Source organism: Flavobacterium sp. GSP6 (genome assembly GCF_003984855.1).
Taxonomy (GTDB): Bacteria; Bacteroidota; Bacteroidia; order Flavobacteriales; family Flavobacteriaceae; genus Flavobacterium.
On the sequence record NZ_RYDO01000011.1, the window covers coordinates 1 to 17,931 of the forward strand.

Genomic DNA, 17,931 nt, shown 5'->3' on the forward strand with positions numbered 1-17,931 from the left:
GCTGGTGCAGCATTAACTGGAGGAAACTTTTGGCAAGGCGCAGTTACGGGTTTAGTGGTTAGTGGACTCAATCATGCAATGCATCAGATGGATAGTCCAGATGACGATGTGCGAATTAACACTAAAAATAAAACGGCAGAAGTTACAAGAACAGGCGATGGTCACGACAGAATTTTTGTTGATGGTGTTGAAGTTATGGCTACTCCTAGAGGCGCATTAGGTCCAGAGTTAAGAGATAATGGATATTCAATATCAATGAAAGGTCCGCAAGGAGTTGGAATGGGATTAACTGATTTAGTACTAGACGCATTCAATTTAATAACTGGAGCAGGTGAATTAAAAATGGGTGTTACGATGCTGTCGAAATCTTCGTTAGGTTTAAAGGTTTTAGGAGGAGCTTCAAAAGGAACTTTAAAATCGTCAGTTTTTTATAAATCAGTTTATGGTAATGCTAAAATCAGCTTATTTGGAGGAGCTGTTACAAGACTTCCTTATGTTTCTCCTTTCGGAGTTGGTATGGTAAGAAATTGGTCTTCGTTTTATGGTAGAAACGCAGCGCTTTTTGGAGGAACAAGAGCAACAGCAGGTGCAGCAGGATTAACAAATAATTAGATATGGAATTTTTGGAGACTAAAGTTTGTGATTTTTTTAATGAATGGTTATTTAGTAAAAAAGAGTATAATCTAAATACAATTATAAATACGATAGATTTAGACAAAGAAGATGCAATAATGATTTTTGAAGAGTTTTTAAATAAGTTTGAGATAGAATCAGGGTATTCTAATTTTGATACAAATAAATATTTTTACAAACTAAATTTTTTAGATGCTTTATTAATTAATATTTTTAGAAAAAAAATTGAAAAAAAATATGTCAAAAAACCATCTATCACCATTGCTCATATGGTAATGGTAGCTAAAAGAAAAGAGTGGTTTGATCCATTATCATAATATTTAAAAAAAAGCCGAGCAAATGCTCGGCTTTCTTCCCTTTATAAAGTCGCTACATTTTTAGCGAAGAAATCTTTAAATTTTTTATTGGTAAGCATTTTATCAATAAGTTTAAAGATGGTTTGTTTGTCATCATCTTCTAGCTGTTGTATGAGTCTCATTTGCTCAACGGCTGTTTTATCTTCCATTACAACTTCGGTTGGAATTTTGCCGTCGTAATTAATAATTTGATCAGTAGTTAAATTCAAAAGTAATGTTACATTTTAGTCGTTTTCCTAACACGACTTTCTAACGTGTTAAATTTTTTCAATTTTTCTAACACGTTTACATAACGTGGTAAGTTTTTAGCATTTTTCTAACACGTTGTTTTTATGCGGTAAATTTTCAATGGTTTTTTACCATATTTAACTATTCATTAAAACGTTTATCAATTCGGTATTCATATAATAGTTAGATTTTCCGACTTTGGTTTTTTCTAAAAATCCTATTTCTGAAATTTTATCTAAATAAATTGAAGCCGTTTGGCGCGTAATATTCAATTCTTTTTCCAAAAACTCAATTTTAGTGTAAGGATTTCTAAACAAAATATTTATCAAATCTTGACTGTATATTTTAGGTAATTCAGTTCGCATTTTACCTTTATAATCTGCCATTAAATCCCGAATTTTAGTAATCAGAACAATAGTTTGCTCTGCAGTTACCTCAACGCCTTTTAACATATACAACACCATCGCTTCCCAGTCGTTAGTTTCTCTAACGCCCTGCAAAACTTTGTAGTAATTGGCTTTGTTTTGGGTAATGTAACGGCTTAAATACAAAATAGGAATATCTAACAATCCCGATAAAACCAAATAGAGAATGTTGATAATACGCCCCGTCCGTCCGTTACCATCATAAAATGGGTGGATACTTTCAAACTGATAATGTATAATTGCCATTTTTATAAGTGGGTCAATATCCGAAAAATCATTGTCGTTTATAAACTTTTCTAGGTTGCCCATTAAGTCCAAAACTTCATTGGCCCTTTGTGGTGGAGTATAGACCGTTTGCCCTAGCGAGTTTACTAATTTTGTTCCCGCTTGCGTTCTAAATCCAGCATTGTTTTGTAACAGCTCCTTTTGAATGGTTAAGATATGTTTGTTTAAAAGTAATTTCTCTTTTCGCACAATTTCAAAACCAAGTTTCAAACCTTGTGCGTAATTAAAAACTTCTTTACTGGCGTGTTTCTTGGTGTCAATCAATACATTTTCTTTGTATAAATCGTCGTGAGTAGTGATGATGTTTTCAATCTCACTACTGTCTTTTGCTTCCTGGAGTGTAAGCGTATTAATCAAAATACTTTCGTTTGGAATAGTCTTTGCCGTGCCTTTGAGTTCAGCTAAATACCGATGTGATTTTGCCAATTGCTTCAATATAGCAATCGATTCTGTAAAGTCTTTAGGCGGTAAGGATTGCAAAGTAAAATTTTCTGTCATTGTATGTGATTGATTCACAAAGTTAGAAAACTTATTTTGATATTGTAGTGATTTCAAAAAATACAATTTCTTGAAAAAAATTAAATTCATACCCCCCACAAGAACCACCAAAAAGAAAAGTTACGGAGGTAAAATATTTTTTTTGAGGTACTCCCCATCTTTTATTTAAGAACGGAAACCACCATAATAAAGTGATTTACACAGAAAACGAAACTAAGACATTTATTTAAGGACAAAAAACCAAACAGCTAAACTTTTATTATTCCAAGTTAAGACTATAGAAACAGATAAACGATGTTATAAAGATACTGTTTAACAGTTTTTAACTTATTGTATCAATCTAATTATATTACATTAAAATAGGTTCATTTTAGTTTCACAACACGAAACGGAGTTGTTATTAGGTCAAGTTTAAAAAACAAAAAACCCAAAACACTAATAATTAGTACTTTGGGTTTTAAAAGTGCGGATAATAGGACTCGAACCTACACGCCTTGCGGCACCAGATCCTAAGTCTGGCATGTCTACCAATTTCACCATATCCGCGAAATTCTGAGTGCAAATATAAGCATTACTTCTTAAGTTCAAAGGAATTTCTTAAAAAATTATTTACTCAGTTTTTTGTACTTTTGAGATTATAAAATAATTAAATAATGGAAAATATTAAAGCATACATTCAAGAACACAAAGACCGCTTTATCAACGAGTTAATCGAATTATTAAAAATGCCCTCCGTGAGCGCAAATCCTGCTTTCTCACTAGATATCATCAATACTGCTGCTGCCGTAAAAGCAAGTTTGGAAAAAGCAGGCTGCGATTTCGTTGAAATCTGTGATACCCCAGGCAACCCAATCGTGTATGGCGAAAAAATAATCGACCCAAATTTACCAACCATTTTAGTGTATGGCCATTATGACGTACAACCCGCAGATCCAGTTGAATTATGGACTTCGCCGCCATTTGAACCCGTAATTAAGAAAACCGAAACTCATCCCGACGGCGCTATTTTTGCCCGTGGCGCTTGCGATGACAAAGGCCAAATGTACATGCACGTAAAAGCATTGGAATATATGGTTCAATCGAATACTTTGCCGTGTAATGTGAAGTTTATGATTGAAGGCGAAGAGGAAATTGGCTCCAAAAGCTTGAGTTGGTTCGTAGAACGCAATCAGGAAAAACTAAAAAATGACGTGATTTTAATTTCGGACACCGGAATGATTTCTAATCAACAACCGTCAATTACAACAGGATTACGTGGATTGAGTTACGTAGAAGTCGAAGTTACGGGACCAAACCGTGATTTACATTCCGGATTATATGGAGGAGCGGTTGCCAACCCAATCAATATTTTAGCCAAAATGATTGCTTCGCTTCATGATGAAGACAACCACATTACCATTCCTGGTTTTTATGATAATGTAGCAGAATTATCCTTGGAAGAAAGAGCCGAAATGGCCAAAGCGCCTTTCAACTTAGACAATTACAAAAAAGCATTAGACTTAAATGACATTTACGGCGAAAAAGGCTATAACACAAACGAAAGAAACTCCATTCGCCCTACACTGGACGTCAACGGAATCTGGGGTGGTTACACCGGAGAAGGTGCCAAAACCGTTATTGCAAGCAAAGCTTTCGCTAAAATCTCGATGCGTTTGGTTCCTAATCAGGATTGGGAACAAATCACGGAATTATTCACAAAACATTTCATAAGCATTGCTCCTGCCGGCGTTACCGTAAAAGTAAAACCACATCATGGCGGACAATGTTATGTAACGCCAACAGACAGTATTGGCTACAAAGCCGCGAATATGGCGTATACAGAAACCTTTGGCGTTCCCGCAATTCCCGTGCGCTCCGGAGGAAGTATTCCTATCGTGGCGTTATTCGAAAAAGAGCTGAAAAGCAAAACTATTTTGATGGGATTTGGTCTGGACAGTGATGCCATTCACTCGCCAAACGAACATTTCGGAATCTTCAATTACCTGAAAGGGATTGAAACCATTCCGTTGTTTTACAAATATTTTGTAGAACTTTCTAAATAATAGTTGGCGATACCGTCCGTTCGAGTTTTTTTGTAAAAAGAAACGGAACAAAAAAGTATCGAGAACCTACATCCGCTCTAAACAGGGCGGATTTTTTTTGGGCGTTCCCACGCTTCCACTATCGTTCCAGCGTGGTCAGGCTGTCCGTTCTCAATCTTTTTATTTTTTGAAACAAAAAAATAAAAAGGATTTCCACTCCCATCCTTAACGCAAACCGCTGACTACCAAAATATTTTTCATAAAAATTTGTTTATTTCAATTTATATTCTACATTTGTAGAGCTAACTCTATTTTCGTAGAACAAAATCATTTTATGCGACAAACTGTTATTGTAATCGGCTTGTTATTTTTCCTCTTTAGTTGCAAAACCAATCAAATGAAAAATAAACTTAGAGAAGGACTTTGGATTGAACAATACTCACAGGATAGTTCCCATTATAAATCAATTGGAAAATACAGAAAAGGTGATCCCGTAAAAAAATGGAGTTATTACTTAAATGGCAAAATTATTAAAAGAGAAAAATACAAAGACAACATCTGCAACACTACTTTTTATCATGAAAACGGAAAAATACAGTCCAAAGGAAAAACAAAAATGGAAACGAGTGATAAGTACGCGCATTGGTTTTATTTTGGTGACTGGAAGTTCTTTAATGAACATGGAAAACTAATAACAATAAAGAAATACAATAACGGAGAATCAGTTTCCGAAATAGAAATTAAATAACATGCAACAACTAACAAACGCCGAAGAACAACTAATGGAACACCTTTGGAAACTCGAGAAAGCCTTCATGAAAGACTTGCTGGAAGCCTATCCAAAACCAAAACCAGCAACCACAACCGTGGCTACCCTATTGAAAAGAATGATTGACAAGCAATTTGTAGCGTATACTGAATTTGGGAACTCCCGGGAATATTATCCATTGGTCAAAAAAACGGATTATTTCTCCAAACACGTCAACGGATTGATAAGTAGTTTTTTCAATAATTCGGCATCGCAATTTGCTTCTTTCTTTACCACCGAAACGAATTTGTCTCAAACGGAACTGGAAGAACTCAAGAAAATAATCGACAGTGAAATTCAAAAAAAGAAAAAATGAGCGACTTTCTAATCAAATCGACAATCACTTTATTTGTGCTACTGGCAGTGTATTATTTGTTTTTGGAAAAAGAAAAAATACACGTTTTCAATAGGTTTTACCTGTTGTTCAGCCTTGTTTTCTCAATGGTGATTCCCTTTATTACTATTGAAGTTATTCAGGAAATAGCACAACCTACAGTCAATCCGGGAAATATCCAGATACTGCAAGGAAGCGCTGTACTACTTGAAGAAACAAACTATCTAGCAATAGGATTATGGAGTTTGTATGCGGCAGTAACACTCGTTTTGGCGATACGTTTTATCAGTAATATCATCAAGATTTCATCTAAAATGAAGTCGAATTCGCCAATTGATTATAAGAATGCCAAATTGATTTTGCTACCCGAAAAAACGTTGCCGCATACTTTTCTGAATACGATTTTCATCAACGAAACGGAGTACAACAACCGTCAAATTGAAGCTGAATTGTACACGCACGAACTCACACATGTGACCCAAAAACACACTTTGGATATTTTATTCATCGAACTATTGAAAACCGTTTTTTGGTTCAACCCAATTTTTATTTTTTACAAAAAAGCAATACAACTCAATCACGAATTTCTTGCTGACGAGAAGGTAGTGACCTCCTACAACAATGTTCCGTTTTACCAATCTTTATTATTATCGAAAGCAAACGAGAACCAAACTTTTTACTTGGCCAGTAATTTGAATTATTTAATAACTAAAAAACGATTACTTATGATGACAAAAACCACATCAAAAACGAAAGCTTTATTAAAAAAAGCAACATTAATTCCGGTAGTAACTGCCTTATTATTTTTATTGTGTACGAAAGTCGTTGCGCAAGAAACCAATGTGAAAAAAGAAACTACTCCTGTAAAACCTGGAAATTTATTTAAAACGTATTACGACAAAACTACTTTTAAAATCAAAGATGAAAAAGGGAAGATTACCAGCGAAAAAAAATACAATGAACTAACTCCTATCGAAAAGAGATCTATACCTTCTATCTTATCAAAACAAAAAAAATTACCTACAAACGAGGAACTTCTGGCGACTTTAAGCAAAGGAGCGCCTGAAGTAATTGAAATAGACACATTCAATTCTGAAAATCAATTTGTCCAAAAAGGGGAAAATGAAGTCTACAATACTGCTGGAATAACCGAAAAACCAGATTTTCCCGGAGGAATATCAGAATTTTACAAATTTGTCGGCAATAATTTTAAAACTCCAACACAACCTAACTTAAAAGGAAAAATATACATCACCTTTATAGTAGAAAAAGACGGCAGTTTAAGCGACATAAAAAACATACGAGATATTGGTTTTGGAACCGGTGAAGAAGCCATACGTGTTTTGAAAATATGCCCGAAATGGATTCCCGGGAAAATGAACGGCGTCCCTGTGAGAGTAATGTATAGCCTCCCAATAACTTTACACTCAAAATCATAATAGTATAAAAAAACAAATCCGCTTCAAAAGGAGCGGATTTATCAAACTAAAAATCTAAAAACAAACTACTAACTAAACTCTTTATCAGGATTGTATCCTAAATATGGCATGGATTGTTCTTTGAAAACAACACCGTATTCCTCTAATTCTTTCAAAATAGGCACATACACTTCCTTACGAATCGGTAATTGAACTCCGGGAGTCGTAATTTTACCATTCAGTATTAATAAGGTTGCCATTGCAACAGGCAAGCCTACAGTTTTTGCCATCGCAGTGTAGGTTTGATCATCCCCAATACAAACCATTTTGGAATCTATTTGTTCTTTTTTGCCATTTAATTCGTATCCAAATTTGTGATACATGACAATCATATCTTTATCATCTTGCTGAAGCGTCCAACTATCAGTCAAGATCTTTTCCAGAATTTGTGCCGGCGTGGCATTCTTCAAGCCTACAATTTTATTGCGATTGAACAAGTCCAATTCCAACAATTTGTCCCACATGATATCATCCTGATCAATCTTAAGAATCAAACGAGTCTTAATTTCCACTGAATCCGTGGGATGATACGGCAAGAAAGAATTCACGTATTCTCTGTAACTCATGTTCTCCGAATCCTCCATGACGTAACTGTCATCCGTCATTCCTAATTGCACAAACATATTCCAAGCTTTAGAAAAACCAACTCTACGGATTGTTCCTCGGTATAAAGTCAGTACATTATCCAAGCCATACACACTTCGGTATTTCAAGGAATCCCGATTAGAATAGGCTTCAAATCGGCCAAACTCTTCCACTTCTAGAAATTCCGTTCTGCGAAACAAATTACAATACGGAATGTATTTATACGTTCCTTCCTGAATAAATTTGGCAGCGCCTCCTTGTCCTGCCAAAACCACATTGCGTGGTGCCCAGGTAAATTTATAATTCCAAAGATTCGTGTCGGATTCCGGCGCTACGAGTCCACCACAAAAAGATTCAAAAAGAAGCATTTCTCCGCCTTTTTCTTTAATTTCATCAATCACTTTCATCGCACTCATGTGGTCAATACCTGGATCAAGTCCAATTTCATTCATGAAAATGAGATTGTTTTCTTTGGCGGCAGCATCTAATTCCTGCATGGCATCGCTCACATAAGAGGCGGTAACCAAATGCTTTTTATATATTACACAATCTTTAGCCACTTCGATATGCAAATGAGCCGGCAACATCGAGATGACAATGTCAGCATTTTCAATTGCTTTTTTTCGTTGCTCATTATCGTAAATATCTAAAGCAATTGCAGTTGCGTTTTTATGATCATTGGTTTTACGCTGAGCTAAAGCCAAAGACAAATCACCAATAATTAGATGCAAGTTTTCTTTTTCGGATTTGTCTAAAAGATAATGTATCAAAGAGGAAGCTGATCTTCCCGCCCCGATGATTAAAATTGTTCTCATTTTTATTTATTTACAACACAAACATACAAAAATGTTGTATTTATAACAAATAACTCAAAATAATTTACTGAGAAAGCTTTTATTCTTTTCGTTCTTTCTTTTACGTTTTAAAAATAAAAAAATTAGTCTGCTTAGTGTACCGTTAAATTAAGTTCATTTGAAAGTATCGTGCCAAATACTTTTAAAGTTAGGAGATATGAAATACTTTTGCATCAAACATCATTATCATGGACAAAAAGATACTTACAACGGGAACTATTCTGGGAATGATTGCAATAATTTTTGGTGCTTTTGGCGCACATGCCCTAAAAAAAGTACTGTCTATTGAGCAATTAAATACTTTTGAAACAGGCGTACGCTACCAAATGTACCATGCACTGTTTTTATTGTTTCTTGGACTCCTGAAAGACCTCTCTCAAAAAACAAAAAAAACGCTCTATAATTTAGTGCTTTTCGGTGTAATTCTATTTTCTGGCTCCATTTATCTATTGGCAACAAACACCCTTACTTCGTTTGATTTTAGCATCATTGGATTTATAACTCCTATTGGCGGACTCCTATTAATACTGGCCTGGGGCGTTTTATTGATAAATATTTTAAATAAAAAGTCACAAATTTAGACGAAACAAATTCTATCTGAAATTTAATATCTACTTTTGCAGTCTATAAAAACAAACTACACAACAAAATATTTATGGACAATAACACACTTTTCACGCAATCGATTTCGTTAAAAGAATTAGGAATTGAAAATGCAAAAATTCATTACCAGTTATCTCCCGATGAATTACACGACATCACCATCAAATCTGGTCAAGGAATCGAAGTTTCAAGTGGATCATTAGCGGTCAACACAGGCGAATACACAGGCAGATCTCCGCTGGATCGTTTTATCGTGAAAGACAGCGTCACTGAAAACGAAGTGTGGTGGGGAAAAGTAAACATCCCTTTCTCGCCAGAAGCTTTTGAAAAATTATACAACAAGGTTACCGCTTATTTATCCGGCAAAGAAATTTTTGTGAGAGATTCTTATGTGTGTTCAGACCAAAATTACAGATTAAATGTCAGAGTAGTGACAGAAACCGCTTGGGCCAACTTATTTTGCTACAACATGTTTTTAAGACCTGAAACGGAGGAATTAGCAGACTTCGACCCCGAATGGACTTTACTTTGCGTGCCTAGCTTTATGGCAGATCCAATTATAGACGGAACACGTCAAAGCAATTTCGCAATTCTTGATTTTACACGAAAAGTAGTTTTAATAGGCGGAACCGGATATACAGGTGAAATAAAAAAAGGGATTTTCTCTGCCTTGAATTTCATTTTGCCAGTTTTCAAAAACACCTTACCAATGCATTGCAGTGCCAACGTTGGTAAAGATGGTGATACAGCTATCTTCTTTGGATTATCAGGAACCGGAAAAACAACTTTATCAGCTGATCCTAACAGAAAATTAATTGGCGACGATGAACATGGTTGGACGAATGAAAATACCGTTTTCAATTTTGAAGGAGGGTGTTATGCAAAAGTCATCAACCTTTCTGAAGAAAATGAACCTGACATTTTTCGCGCTATAAAAAAAGGAGCAATTCTGGAAAATGTAATTATCAATAAAGATACGAATGACGTTGATTTTGAGGATATTTCCATTACACAAAACACGAGAGTAAGTTATCCTATTTTTCATATTGATAATATTCAGCAAGGTTCCATTGGAGAAAATCCTAAAAATATATTCTTTTTGACCGCGGATGCGTATGGTATCCTACCTCCCATTGCACTACTAACTCCGGGACAAGCAGCGTATTATTTCATCTCAGGATACACAGCAAAAGTTGCCGGAACTGAAGCAGGAATCACAGAACCTCAACCCAATTTCTCGACGTGTTTTGGAGCGCCATTTATGCCATTACACCCAACAAGATATGCTGAAATGTTAACTAAAAAAATGAAAGATGCCAATGTAAAAGTCTGGCTTATCAATACAGGATGGACTGGTGGCCCTTACGGAGTAGGAAGCCGAATGAAATTAAAATACACCCGTGCCATGATTACCGCTGCATTAAACGGAGAATTGGACGATGTACCGTATGAGAACCACCACGTTTTTGGAATTGCAAAACCGCAAACCTGTCCAAATGTTCCTAGCGAAATTCTAAATCCCAGAAATACATGGGAAGACCCAGAACTTTACGATAAAAAGGCAATAGAATTAGCTCAAAAATTTAAAGCCAACTTCACCAAATTTGAAGAATTTGCCAATGCCGAAATTATGGCAGGAGCACCATTAACATAAGGTATTATTAATTCAAAAACCAATAGAGCCGTTCGTAAAGAGCGGCTCTATTTTATTTAGGACAAACCGTAACAAAAAGCCATAAATAAATACCTATCAAGTATTTATACCACAATCCGTTTTTTGTCGTTAAATTTATATTCATCAATCATCCGCGCCGGAATAGCAATCTGGTGAAGCAATCAAAAATCAATTATGTTAAAACAATTTTTCATTCTGTGTTCCGGCTCAGACAAAGACCTACTCGTAGGCTGTTCCGAGGGCGAACAAACCAAATATGTAGGTATTGGCGCCACTGTTTTCTTTACTGCGGTCATGGCTTTTCTTGCCAGTTCGTATGCATTGTTCACCGTCTTTGACAGTATGTATCCCGCAATCGCATTTGGTATCGTTTGGAGTTTACTCCTATTTAATTTGGATCGTTTTATTGTTTCAACAATTCGAAAAAGAGATAAATTTGGAAGTGAATTTCTGCAGGCAACTCCACGAATTATTTTAGCGGTAATAATCGCAATAGTGATTTCAAAACCATTGGAAATTAAAATCTTCGAAAAAGAAATTAATACTGTTTTATTGAAAGAAAAAAATGTGATGGCTTTGAATAATAAAAAAGAAGTGGCCAGTTATTTCAAATCAGATTTGGATAAAAACAAAGCTGAAATAGCCGGTTTGAAATCGGAAATCACAAAGAAAGAGAAAGAAGTTAATACACTTTATGAAACTTACATCACCGAAGCAGAAGGAACTGCAGGAACGAAAAAATTAGGAAAAGGTCCTGTTTTTAATGAAAAAATCGCCAAACATGATCTGGCCAAAAAGGAACTGGACACTTTACAAAAAACCAACTTAGCTAAAATTGCTACGATGGAGAAAAATACCAAAACGCTACAAACCGATTTAGACAAGAAAGTTACCGAAACCCAACCTATTATTGACGGATTTGATGGTTTAATGGCCCGAATCAACGCCTTGGACAAATTACCTTGGCTTCCTTCGTTTTTTATTATGCTACTATTTTTAGCCATTGAAACCTCTCCCATTATAGCCAAATTACTTTCTCCAAAAGGCGAATACGACTATAAATTAGAAGATCTGGAAACAGCGTTGAAAGCAACAATCGAACAAGACAAATACCAACGTACTTTACTCGTAAAAACTAGTGCTATGATGCATGATAAAGTCTACGGAGATATTGCTGACGACACCAAATTGTATGATTTACAACGAAAAAATGCTACCGATTTACTAGAATTACAATCCAATAATTTTGTAGAGAAGCAGAAAAGAACACTTTAAGTCGAAAGTCCTAAAGTCAAAAGAAAGTAAATATCTTTTGACTTTATGACTTTAAGACTAATTACATGTAACTCAAAATTTCTTTTTTAAAAGCGTCGTATTCGCCTTGTAAAATCAATCCGTTATCTAACAATTTTTTATAATTCTGCAATTTTTCAAAAAGTTCGTCTTGCGAAAAATCACTTAATGATTTGTCTTTTGACGTTACCGAAACCTCCTCAAATTCCTGATTTTCAGCAGTAAAATTAGGTTGTGAAACAGGCATTATTTCAGCAAAACTTGTCACTTCTTCTGTTTCCATTTCTTCAATAATTTCATCTTCTGCCATTGGTGAAAACGGAATTGCATCTACAAGTGTTGCATTTAATACTGCTCCTGTTTTCAATATATCCAATTGTTCTTTAGCATACGTAAAAATCTTGCGCGCTTGGATTTTAGGAATATAATCAATGGAAACCTCCATATTTGTTTTGGTTATAAATGAAAACTCAGAACCCAAAATATTTTCTTTTACAAAAGTTCCTTCAACCTCATCCCAAGTGTAATCAATAAAATTCATTGAAAGTCCCAGATTTTTAGGCTGACAAATGATAATTCTTTTATTCGTCATCACAATACTATCCGGCAAAACAGTAATCGCTGGTTTTTTTTGAACGGCAATATATCCGATTTCTTCATTTTTCATCAATAAGTCACTCAGTTTTGAAGCGATTTTTTCAATGGCTTTTGGGTCTTGTTCTTCGTTTAAAAACTTTTTAAATTGTTCTTTCATGTGATATGCTGAATTTATTCCTTACGCATTTATAATTTTATTCGACTTTTCTTGGCAAAAGTAACACCTAATCTTCTAATTCTTGAATTTCACTCTGCAATTTCTTTGTTAAACTTTTGAAAACCAAATCATAGGAATGATCCACCAACTCTTTGAGTAATGCATCCGCAACTGATTCATTTACAGCAACTGTATTCCAATGGGTTTTACTCATGTGAAAACCCGGTTGAATGTCAACGTATTCAGCCCGCAATTCCTGAGCACGCTCTGGATCACATTTTAAATTAACTGATGACTGTCCTTTCTCCCACTGACTTAAAGAAGACAATGCAAACATTTTTCCACCCACTTTAAACACCAATATATCTTCGTCAAAAGGAAAGTGTTCCGTTACTCCTTTTTTAGACAAGCAATATTCGTAGTACGTTTCCAGGTTCATCTCTTGAAATTATTTTTCATTCAATCATTTAAAATAGCGTACAAAACCGGCTTACTCGGACTCGCATCATTTTCAAAAGAGGCAATTTGTAAATTCAACAAATAACCGCCATCTTTCACTTCATCAGCCACAAAAATCATCTCCGTAATCGTACAATTCAATCTGGCTTCTGCATTCAGATTGTTGACATCGGTCACATTCCAAAAAGCTTTGTGTGCCAATAATTTCCCTTCATCTTTTTCTTTATCGACACTTGGCAAATCAATTAATAAATGCTGAATTCCGCTTTCGCGAATGAATAACGCAGCATCTTCATTTAGATAAGGCGGATTCGTATTCGAATATTTTAAAGATTTTTTTATTTTAAAATTAGGTAGAGTTCTAATAATTAGGGCTTCTTTTGGAACACCTAATTTCAGTGTCACATCGAGCGCAGTCGAGATGTTATCCAGTGTAATCACTAAATCTCCTCCTTGCATTTCCGGGACAACCGAAATCAACTCAGCTAAAAAAATAAACTGTTTTAAAGATTGATTAACACTGTAAAATTCACGTGTAATATGTCCCAAACATTCCGTATGCGTTCCGTGTCCGTGTGGATTGAAGAAAATATTATTGAAATTAGTAGACGACTTTCCTTCCGAAACTTTCCCTATCCAATCCCCAAAAATAACGGGTTCAATGACTGGTTTCTCGATATACCAAGCAATTGGATTCTCGTCTGTATTTGTTAATGGAATCGAAATATCAATAGGTTTTGATAAATCGACTTCAATGGCTTGGTTGTTATGTTGGATTGTTGCTAACATTTACGCTGAATTTATTTCAGCATCTCATCTGGAGATGCTTTATAAGTTCAAATATAAATCTTTTAATTCAGGATTTAAAAATTTTGCAACATTCCATTTCCAGTCTTTATGCCAATTTTTAAGTTGTTTTTCTCTTTTAAAGATAGCACTTAAGTAGCAAGAAAGATATATTGTCGCAATTATTAAAATACGACATTAAATTTTAGTCATCATTTAAATCCTCAAAATCTTCCAAATAGATTAAAATTGTAGCATTCTATTTTTTTGTAAAAACTGCGCCGGTACCATTTCTATGATAATCAATTCTGTTTTTTAAATTTTTTGTGGCACCCACCTACGAAACAGTACTGTTTTTATTCGTCAAAATATATGTAAATCCTTTTTCCACACAAAATCAATTAAAATTAAATAGATCCTGAAACTAGTTCACGATAAATAAATCTGAAGCAATTCCATCCGTCAAAAACTTTCCTTTTTTGGTTGGCTTTAAAATCCCATTTTCAATAAAAAGCAAATCATCATCAAGAAATTTTCGAGATTGATTGTTCAAATATTCCAAATATCCACTTCCGAATTCGCTTTCAATTTTATCCAAAGAAACACCCCAAATCGTTCGCAAGCCCGTCATAACATATTCATTATATCGGTCCGTAATTGAAAGAATTTCTATTTCGTTGGGCAACTTGTCCTCTTGTATGGATTTTAAATACAGCGCATTATTAGAAATATTCCAACTTCTCGAAACTCCATCATAACTGTGCGCCGAAGGACCGATACCAATGTATTTTTTCCCCAACCAATACGCTGAATTATTCTTCGAAAAATAGTTTTCCTTCCCAAAATTTGACAATTCGTAGTGAATAAAATCATTGGCTTCGAGCATTTCGATTAAAATAGCAAAGTGCTCTTGCGCGACATCATCTTTAGGAGCGGCAATTTTTCCTGTTTGTATCAGTTTATTCAACGCTGTTTTAGGCTCTACCGTCAAAGCATAACTCGAAATATGCGGAATCCCAAAACTCAATGCTGTTTCAATATTTTGTTTCCATTTCTCATTGCTCATTTGCTGCGCCTGTTCGCCATTTTGGCTCGAGTCCGGAATTCCGTATATTAGATCGAGAGAAATGTTGTCAAAATACTGAGTAGCAACTTCTAAACATTTTCTGGCTTCCGCCGAATTATGAGCTCGGTTCATCAATTGTAAATCGTCTTCAAAGAACGACTGAATCCCAATACTTAGCCGATTAATTTTGCTTTTAGATAATTCGATTATTCGTTCACTTGACAAATCATCTGGATTGGCTTCCAGTGTAATTTCAGGATTATCTGAAACAGAATAGTATTTGTACACTTCCGCAATCAGGAAATTAATTTCTGCTGAAGTTAAAACACTTGGCGTTCCTCCGCCAAAATAAATGGTTTCGACAATTTCGTTTTTAAATTCGCTTTTACGCATTTGAATTTCTTTGGCAATAGCCAAAACCATTTCTTCTTTCTTCTTCATCGATGTTGAAAAATGAAAATCGCAGTAATGACACGCCTGCTTGCAAAAAGGGATATGGATGTAGATTCCGCTCATTTAGTAGTGGTCAGTTTTAAGAAAGTGGTCAGTGGTCAGATTTTTAGTGTTCAGCCTTAAGAAAGTGTTCAGTGAGCAGTTATTTAGTAATCATATATGTACTGAATACTAAAAAACTGAACACTAATCACTCCTTTTTAACTCCAAACTTTTCAGGGTTCAATATCATATAATTAACAAGTTTTCCAATTTCTAAACTTTCAGAGATAAATTCCTGATAAATAGCTTCAGAAATATATTTACAAGACACAGAAAACTCTAACCACACTTGTGTTTCTGAATTTTCTCCATCAGAATCGGTCAACTTACTATAAAAATGTTTAGGGTAAATCCTCTTTCTATAGGCTTCGGCAATAGTTGCAGGAACACTCCTTGAAGAACGCCGAATTTGATCCGTTAATGAATAGGTTTCTTCCTTTGGAAATGATTTTTTATAGGCTAATAAATCTTGGAATCTCATATGATACAATTTAAAAAACGGAATACTCTTACTTAATTAAAACTGCTGAAAACTGACTACTCATCCCAGTCCAACACAACTGAACACTAAAGTACTGAACACTGATCACTTTTTTATTCGTTCTTCGTTTTGTTTCACAAAAGCATCCCAACCGGTATAACTTTTCTCTCCCACCACTTTCCCAGAATTGAAAAAATGACAAACCGCAGCTGCTAATCCATCTGTACTGTCAAGATTTTTAGGCAATTCTTTTAATCCTAAAAGTTGCTGTAGCATTTTGGCAACTTGTTCTTTGCTGGCGTTTCCATTTCCGGTAATCGCCATTTTTATTTTCTTAGGTTCGTACTCCGTAATGGGAATGTCTCTCGAAAGTCCCGCTGCCATAGCCACGCCTTGCGCGCGTCCTAACTTTAGCATCGATTGTACGTTTTTACCAAAGAAAGGCGCTTCAATCGCAATTTCGTCTGGATTGTGGGTATCGATTAACTCAATGGTGCGTTCAAAAATGATTTTGAGTTTTTGATAATGATTGTCGTATTTGGACAATTGCAATTCGTTCAGTTGCAAAAACTCCATTTTTTTATTGACAATTTTTATCAATCCAAAACCCATAATCGTCGTTCCGGGGTCAATTCCTAATATGATGCGTTCGTTTGCCAAAAGTTTTAGTTTTTTATTACACAAAGATACTCAAAGGGAACACAGAGGTACACAAAGATTAATTTTACAATCGACCAAACAAAAAACTTTGCACTGCTTAGTAATTTCTTTGTGAATCTTTGTGAAATAGCTTTTTCAAAATACTTTTTCTTTTCTTTGCGGTATGATTACAATTCCACACAAAACTAAGCAATTCCTCGTACTTCTAATCAAAGTTTTGATTGTGTGCGGTGCGTTTTATTTTATTTACAATCAATTGGCTAATAATGACAAACTGGATTGGCAGAAATTCATCGTTTTATTCCAGAAAAATCAGTCTATTGGCGGAATCGCCTTTATTTTACTACTGAGTGTTTTGAATCGGTTTTTTGAAATTTTGAAATGGCAAAATTTAGTTGAATTCATTCATGAAATCTCAGTAGGAACAGCAACCAAACAAGTTCTTGGCGCATTAACCGCGGGACTTTTTACACCCAATGGAGTTGGAGAATATGCCGGAAAAGCGTTATTTTTTGACAAATTAAACACTAAAAAAGTCATATTCTTAAATCTGATCTGCAACGGAATCCAAATGATATTGACCGTTATTTTTGGGGTTTTCGGATTGCTATTTTTTAATGCGCAGTACCATGTGATTACCACAAAAACAGTAGCGTTACTTTTTGGATTTCTGATACTTCTCTTCATTGTTTTATTTTCGGCCAAAAAAATTACTATCAAAGGGTATTCGATCGAAAAACTGATCCATAAGATTAATGAAATTCCAAAACCCATTCATCAAAAAAATATCTTTTTGGGTATTTGTCGCTATCTTGTTTTCTCGCACCAATACTACTTTTTGTTTCTGGCTTTTGATGTTGATTTGCCTTATTTTACCCTAATTGCCACCATTTCCTCTGTTTATTTCTTAGCTTCTTCCTTGCCTACTTTTCAATTTTTAGACTTTGCCGTAAAAGGAAGTGTTGCGGTTTATTTCTTTGGGATTTTAGGTGTAAATGAATGGATTGTTATTTTCATTTCGACTTTAATGTGGTTTTTGAATGTGGTTTTACCCGTAATAATTGGCACTTATTATGTGTTGAACTTTAAAATCCTCTCTCCTCCCGGAGCTTCGGGACTCCCTAAAGGTGAGAGAGATAAAACTTATTAAAATA

19 protein-coding genes and 1 tRNA gene are annotated in these 17,931 nt (G+C 34.9%); 10 read left to right on the forward strand and 10 right to left on the reverse strand.

Annotated elements, in window-relative coordinates; translation table 11 throughout:
• Together EKM03_RS15000 and EKM03_RS11380 are read left to right on the forward strand one after the other, a co-directional pair.
• On the forward strand, positions 1-612 hold a 612-nt coding region (locus EKM03_RS15000), incomplete at its 5' end, for a hypothetical protein (RefSeq protein WP_158614843.1).
• A gap of 2 nt (positions 613-614) precedes the next feature.
• Positions 615-950: a DUF1493 family protein gene (locus EKM03_RS11380; protein ID WP_126553834.1), complete on the forward strand. Its 336-nt coding sequence runs from the start codon at positions 615-617 to the stop codon at positions 948-950.
• A 41-nt stretch (positions 951-991) separates the two neighbouring features.
• Here EKM03_RS11380 and EKM03_RS11385 read toward each other — a convergent pair whose 3' ends face one another.
• The 3 genes from EKM03_RS11385 to EKM03_RS11395 all read right to left on the reverse strand — a co-directional run bounded on the left by EKM03_RS11385 (position 992) and on the right by EKM03_RS11395 (position 2,971).
• A complete protein-coding gene (locus EKM03_RS11385) occupies positions 992-1,198 on the reverse strand; it encodes a hypothetical protein (RefSeq protein ID WP_199736775.1) in 207 nt (68 codons plus the stop codon).
• A 156-nt stretch (positions 1,199-1,354) separates the two neighbouring features.
• Positions 1,355-2,425 (reverse strand): Fic family protein, encoded by a 1,071-nt coding sequence (locus EKM03_RS11390; protein WP_126553836.1) that lies wholly within the window; start codon positions 2,423-2,425, stop codon positions 1,355-1,357.
• Between the two features lie 464 nt (positions 2,426-2,889).
• Positions 2,890-2,971, reverse strand: a tRNA-Leu gene (locus EKM03_RS11395).
• A gap of 107 nt (positions 2,972-3,078) precedes the next feature.
• Here EKM03_RS11395 and EKM03_RS11400 point away from each other — a divergent pair.
• The 4 genes from EKM03_RS11400 to EKM03_RS11415 all read left to right on the forward strand — a co-directional run bounded on the left by EKM03_RS11400 (position 3,079) and on the right by EKM03_RS11415 (position 7,027).
• Positions 3,079-4,467: a dipeptidase gene (locus EKM03_RS11400; protein WP_126740439.1), complete on the forward strand. Its 1,389-nt coding sequence runs from the start codon at positions 3,079-3,081 to the stop codon at positions 4,465-4,467.
• Between the two features lie 376 nt (positions 4,468-4,843).
• Entirely contained in the window at positions 4,844-5,194 is a 351-nt protein-coding gene (locus tag EKM03_RS11405) for a hypothetical protein (protein WP_233584084.1), read from the forward strand.
• A gap of 1 nt (position 5,195) precedes the next feature.
• On the forward strand, positions 5,196-5,570 hold the full coding sequence (locus EKM03_RS11410) for a BlaI/MecI/CopY family transcriptional regulator (protein WP_126454249.1): 375 nt from the start codon (positions 5,196-5,198) through the stop codon (positions 5,568-5,570).
• Complete coding sequence (locus EKM03_RS11415; RefSeq protein ID WP_126740440.1) at positions 5,567-7,027, forward strand: energy transducer TonB; 1,461 nt, start codon at positions 5,567-5,569, stop codon at positions 7,025-7,027. Before EKM03_RS11410 ends, EKM03_RS11415 begins: the two co-directional genes overlap by 4 nt.
• 68 nt (positions 7,028-7,095) lie before the next feature.
• On the opposite strand, the gene EKM03_RS11420 is transcribed toward EKM03_RS11415, so the two are convergent.
• Positions 7,096-8,466 carry a saccharopine dehydrogenase family protein gene (locus EKM03_RS11420; RefSeq protein ID WP_126553846.1) on the reverse strand — a complete coding sequence of 457 codons (1,371 nt, stop codon included), beginning with the start codon at positions 8,464-8,466 and terminating at the stop codon, positions 7,096-7,098.
• A gap of 227 nt (positions 8,467-8,693) precedes the next feature.
• Between EKM03_RS11420 and EKM03_RS11425 the strand changes: the two genes are divergently transcribed.
• From EKM03_RS11425 to EKM03_RS11435, 3 genes are all read left to right on the forward strand, one after another.
• Positions 8,694-9,086: a DUF423 domain-containing protein gene (locus EKM03_RS11425; protein ID WP_126457494.1), complete on the forward strand. Its 393-nt coding sequence runs from the start codon at positions 8,694-8,696 to the stop codon at positions 9,084-9,086.
• A gap of 74 nt (positions 9,087-9,160) precedes the next feature.
• Entirely contained in the window at positions 9,161-10,762 is a 1,602-nt protein-coding gene (gene pckA / locus EKM03_RS11430; protein WP_126740441.1) for a phosphoenolpyruvate carboxykinase (ATP), read from the forward strand.
• Positions 10,763-10,957: 195 nt separating this feature from the next.
• The gene (locus EKM03_RS11435; protein ID WP_126740442.1) at positions 10,958-12,058 is read left to right on the forward strand and encodes a DUF4407 domain-containing protein; all 1,101 of its coding nucleotides are present in this window, start codon (positions 10,958-10,960) and stop codon (positions 12,056-12,058) included.
• A 61-nt stretch (positions 12,059-12,119) separates the two neighbouring features.
• Here EKM03_RS11435 and EKM03_RS11440 read toward each other — a convergent pair whose 3' ends face one another.
• From EKM03_RS11440 to ruvC, 6 genes are all read right to left on the reverse strand, one after another.
• Positions 12,120-12,830, reverse strand: a complete 711-nt coding sequence (locus EKM03_RS11440; protein WP_126740443.1) for a PH domain-containing protein — start codon at positions 12,828-12,830, stop codon at positions 12,120-12,122.
• 67 nt (positions 12,831-12,897) lie between these two features.
• The gene (locus EKM03_RS11445) at positions 12,898-13,269 is read right to left on the reverse strand and encodes an MmcQ/YjbR family DNA-binding protein (RefSeq protein ID WP_126740444.1); all 372 of its coding nucleotides are present in this window, start codon (positions 13,267-13,269) and stop codon (positions 12,898-12,900) included.
• A gap of 20 nt (positions 13,270-13,289) precedes the next feature.
• Positions 13,290-14,078, reverse strand: a complete 789-nt coding sequence (locus EKM03_RS11450) for a cyclase family protein (RefSeq protein ID WP_126740445.1) — start codon at positions 14,076-14,078, stop codon at positions 13,290-13,292.
• A gap of 421 nt (positions 14,079-14,499) precedes the next feature.
• Positions 14,500-15,657: a radical SAM family heme chaperone HemW gene (gene hemW / locus EKM03_RS11455; RefSeq protein WP_126576765.1), complete on the reverse strand. Its 1,158-nt coding sequence runs from the start codon at positions 15,655-15,657 to the stop codon at positions 14,500-14,502.
• A 127-nt stretch (positions 15,658-15,784) separates the two neighbouring features.
• Complete coding sequence (locus EKM03_RS11460) at positions 15,785-16,117, reverse strand: four helix bundle protein (RefSeq protein WP_126553859.1); 333 nt, start codon at positions 16,115-16,117, stop codon at positions 15,785-15,787.
• 105 nt (positions 16,118-16,222) lie between these two features.
• Positions 16,223-16,777 carry a crossover junction endodeoxyribonuclease RuvC gene (gene ruvC, locus EKM03_RS11465; RefSeq protein WP_091203117.1) on the reverse strand — a complete coding sequence of 185 codons (555 nt, stop codon included), beginning with the start codon at positions 16,775-16,777 and terminating at the stop codon, positions 16,223-16,225.
• A gap of 163 nt (positions 16,778-16,940) precedes the next feature.
• Between ruvC and EKM03_RS11470 the strand changes: the two genes are divergently transcribed.
• The gene (locus EKM03_RS11470) at positions 16,941-17,927 is read left to right on the forward strand and encodes a lysylphosphatidylglycerol synthase domain-containing protein (protein WP_126562140.1); all 987 of its coding nucleotides are present in this window, start codon (positions 16,941-16,943) and stop codon (positions 17,925-17,927) included.
• The last annotated feature ends 4 nt before the right edge of the window (positions 17,928-17,931 follow it).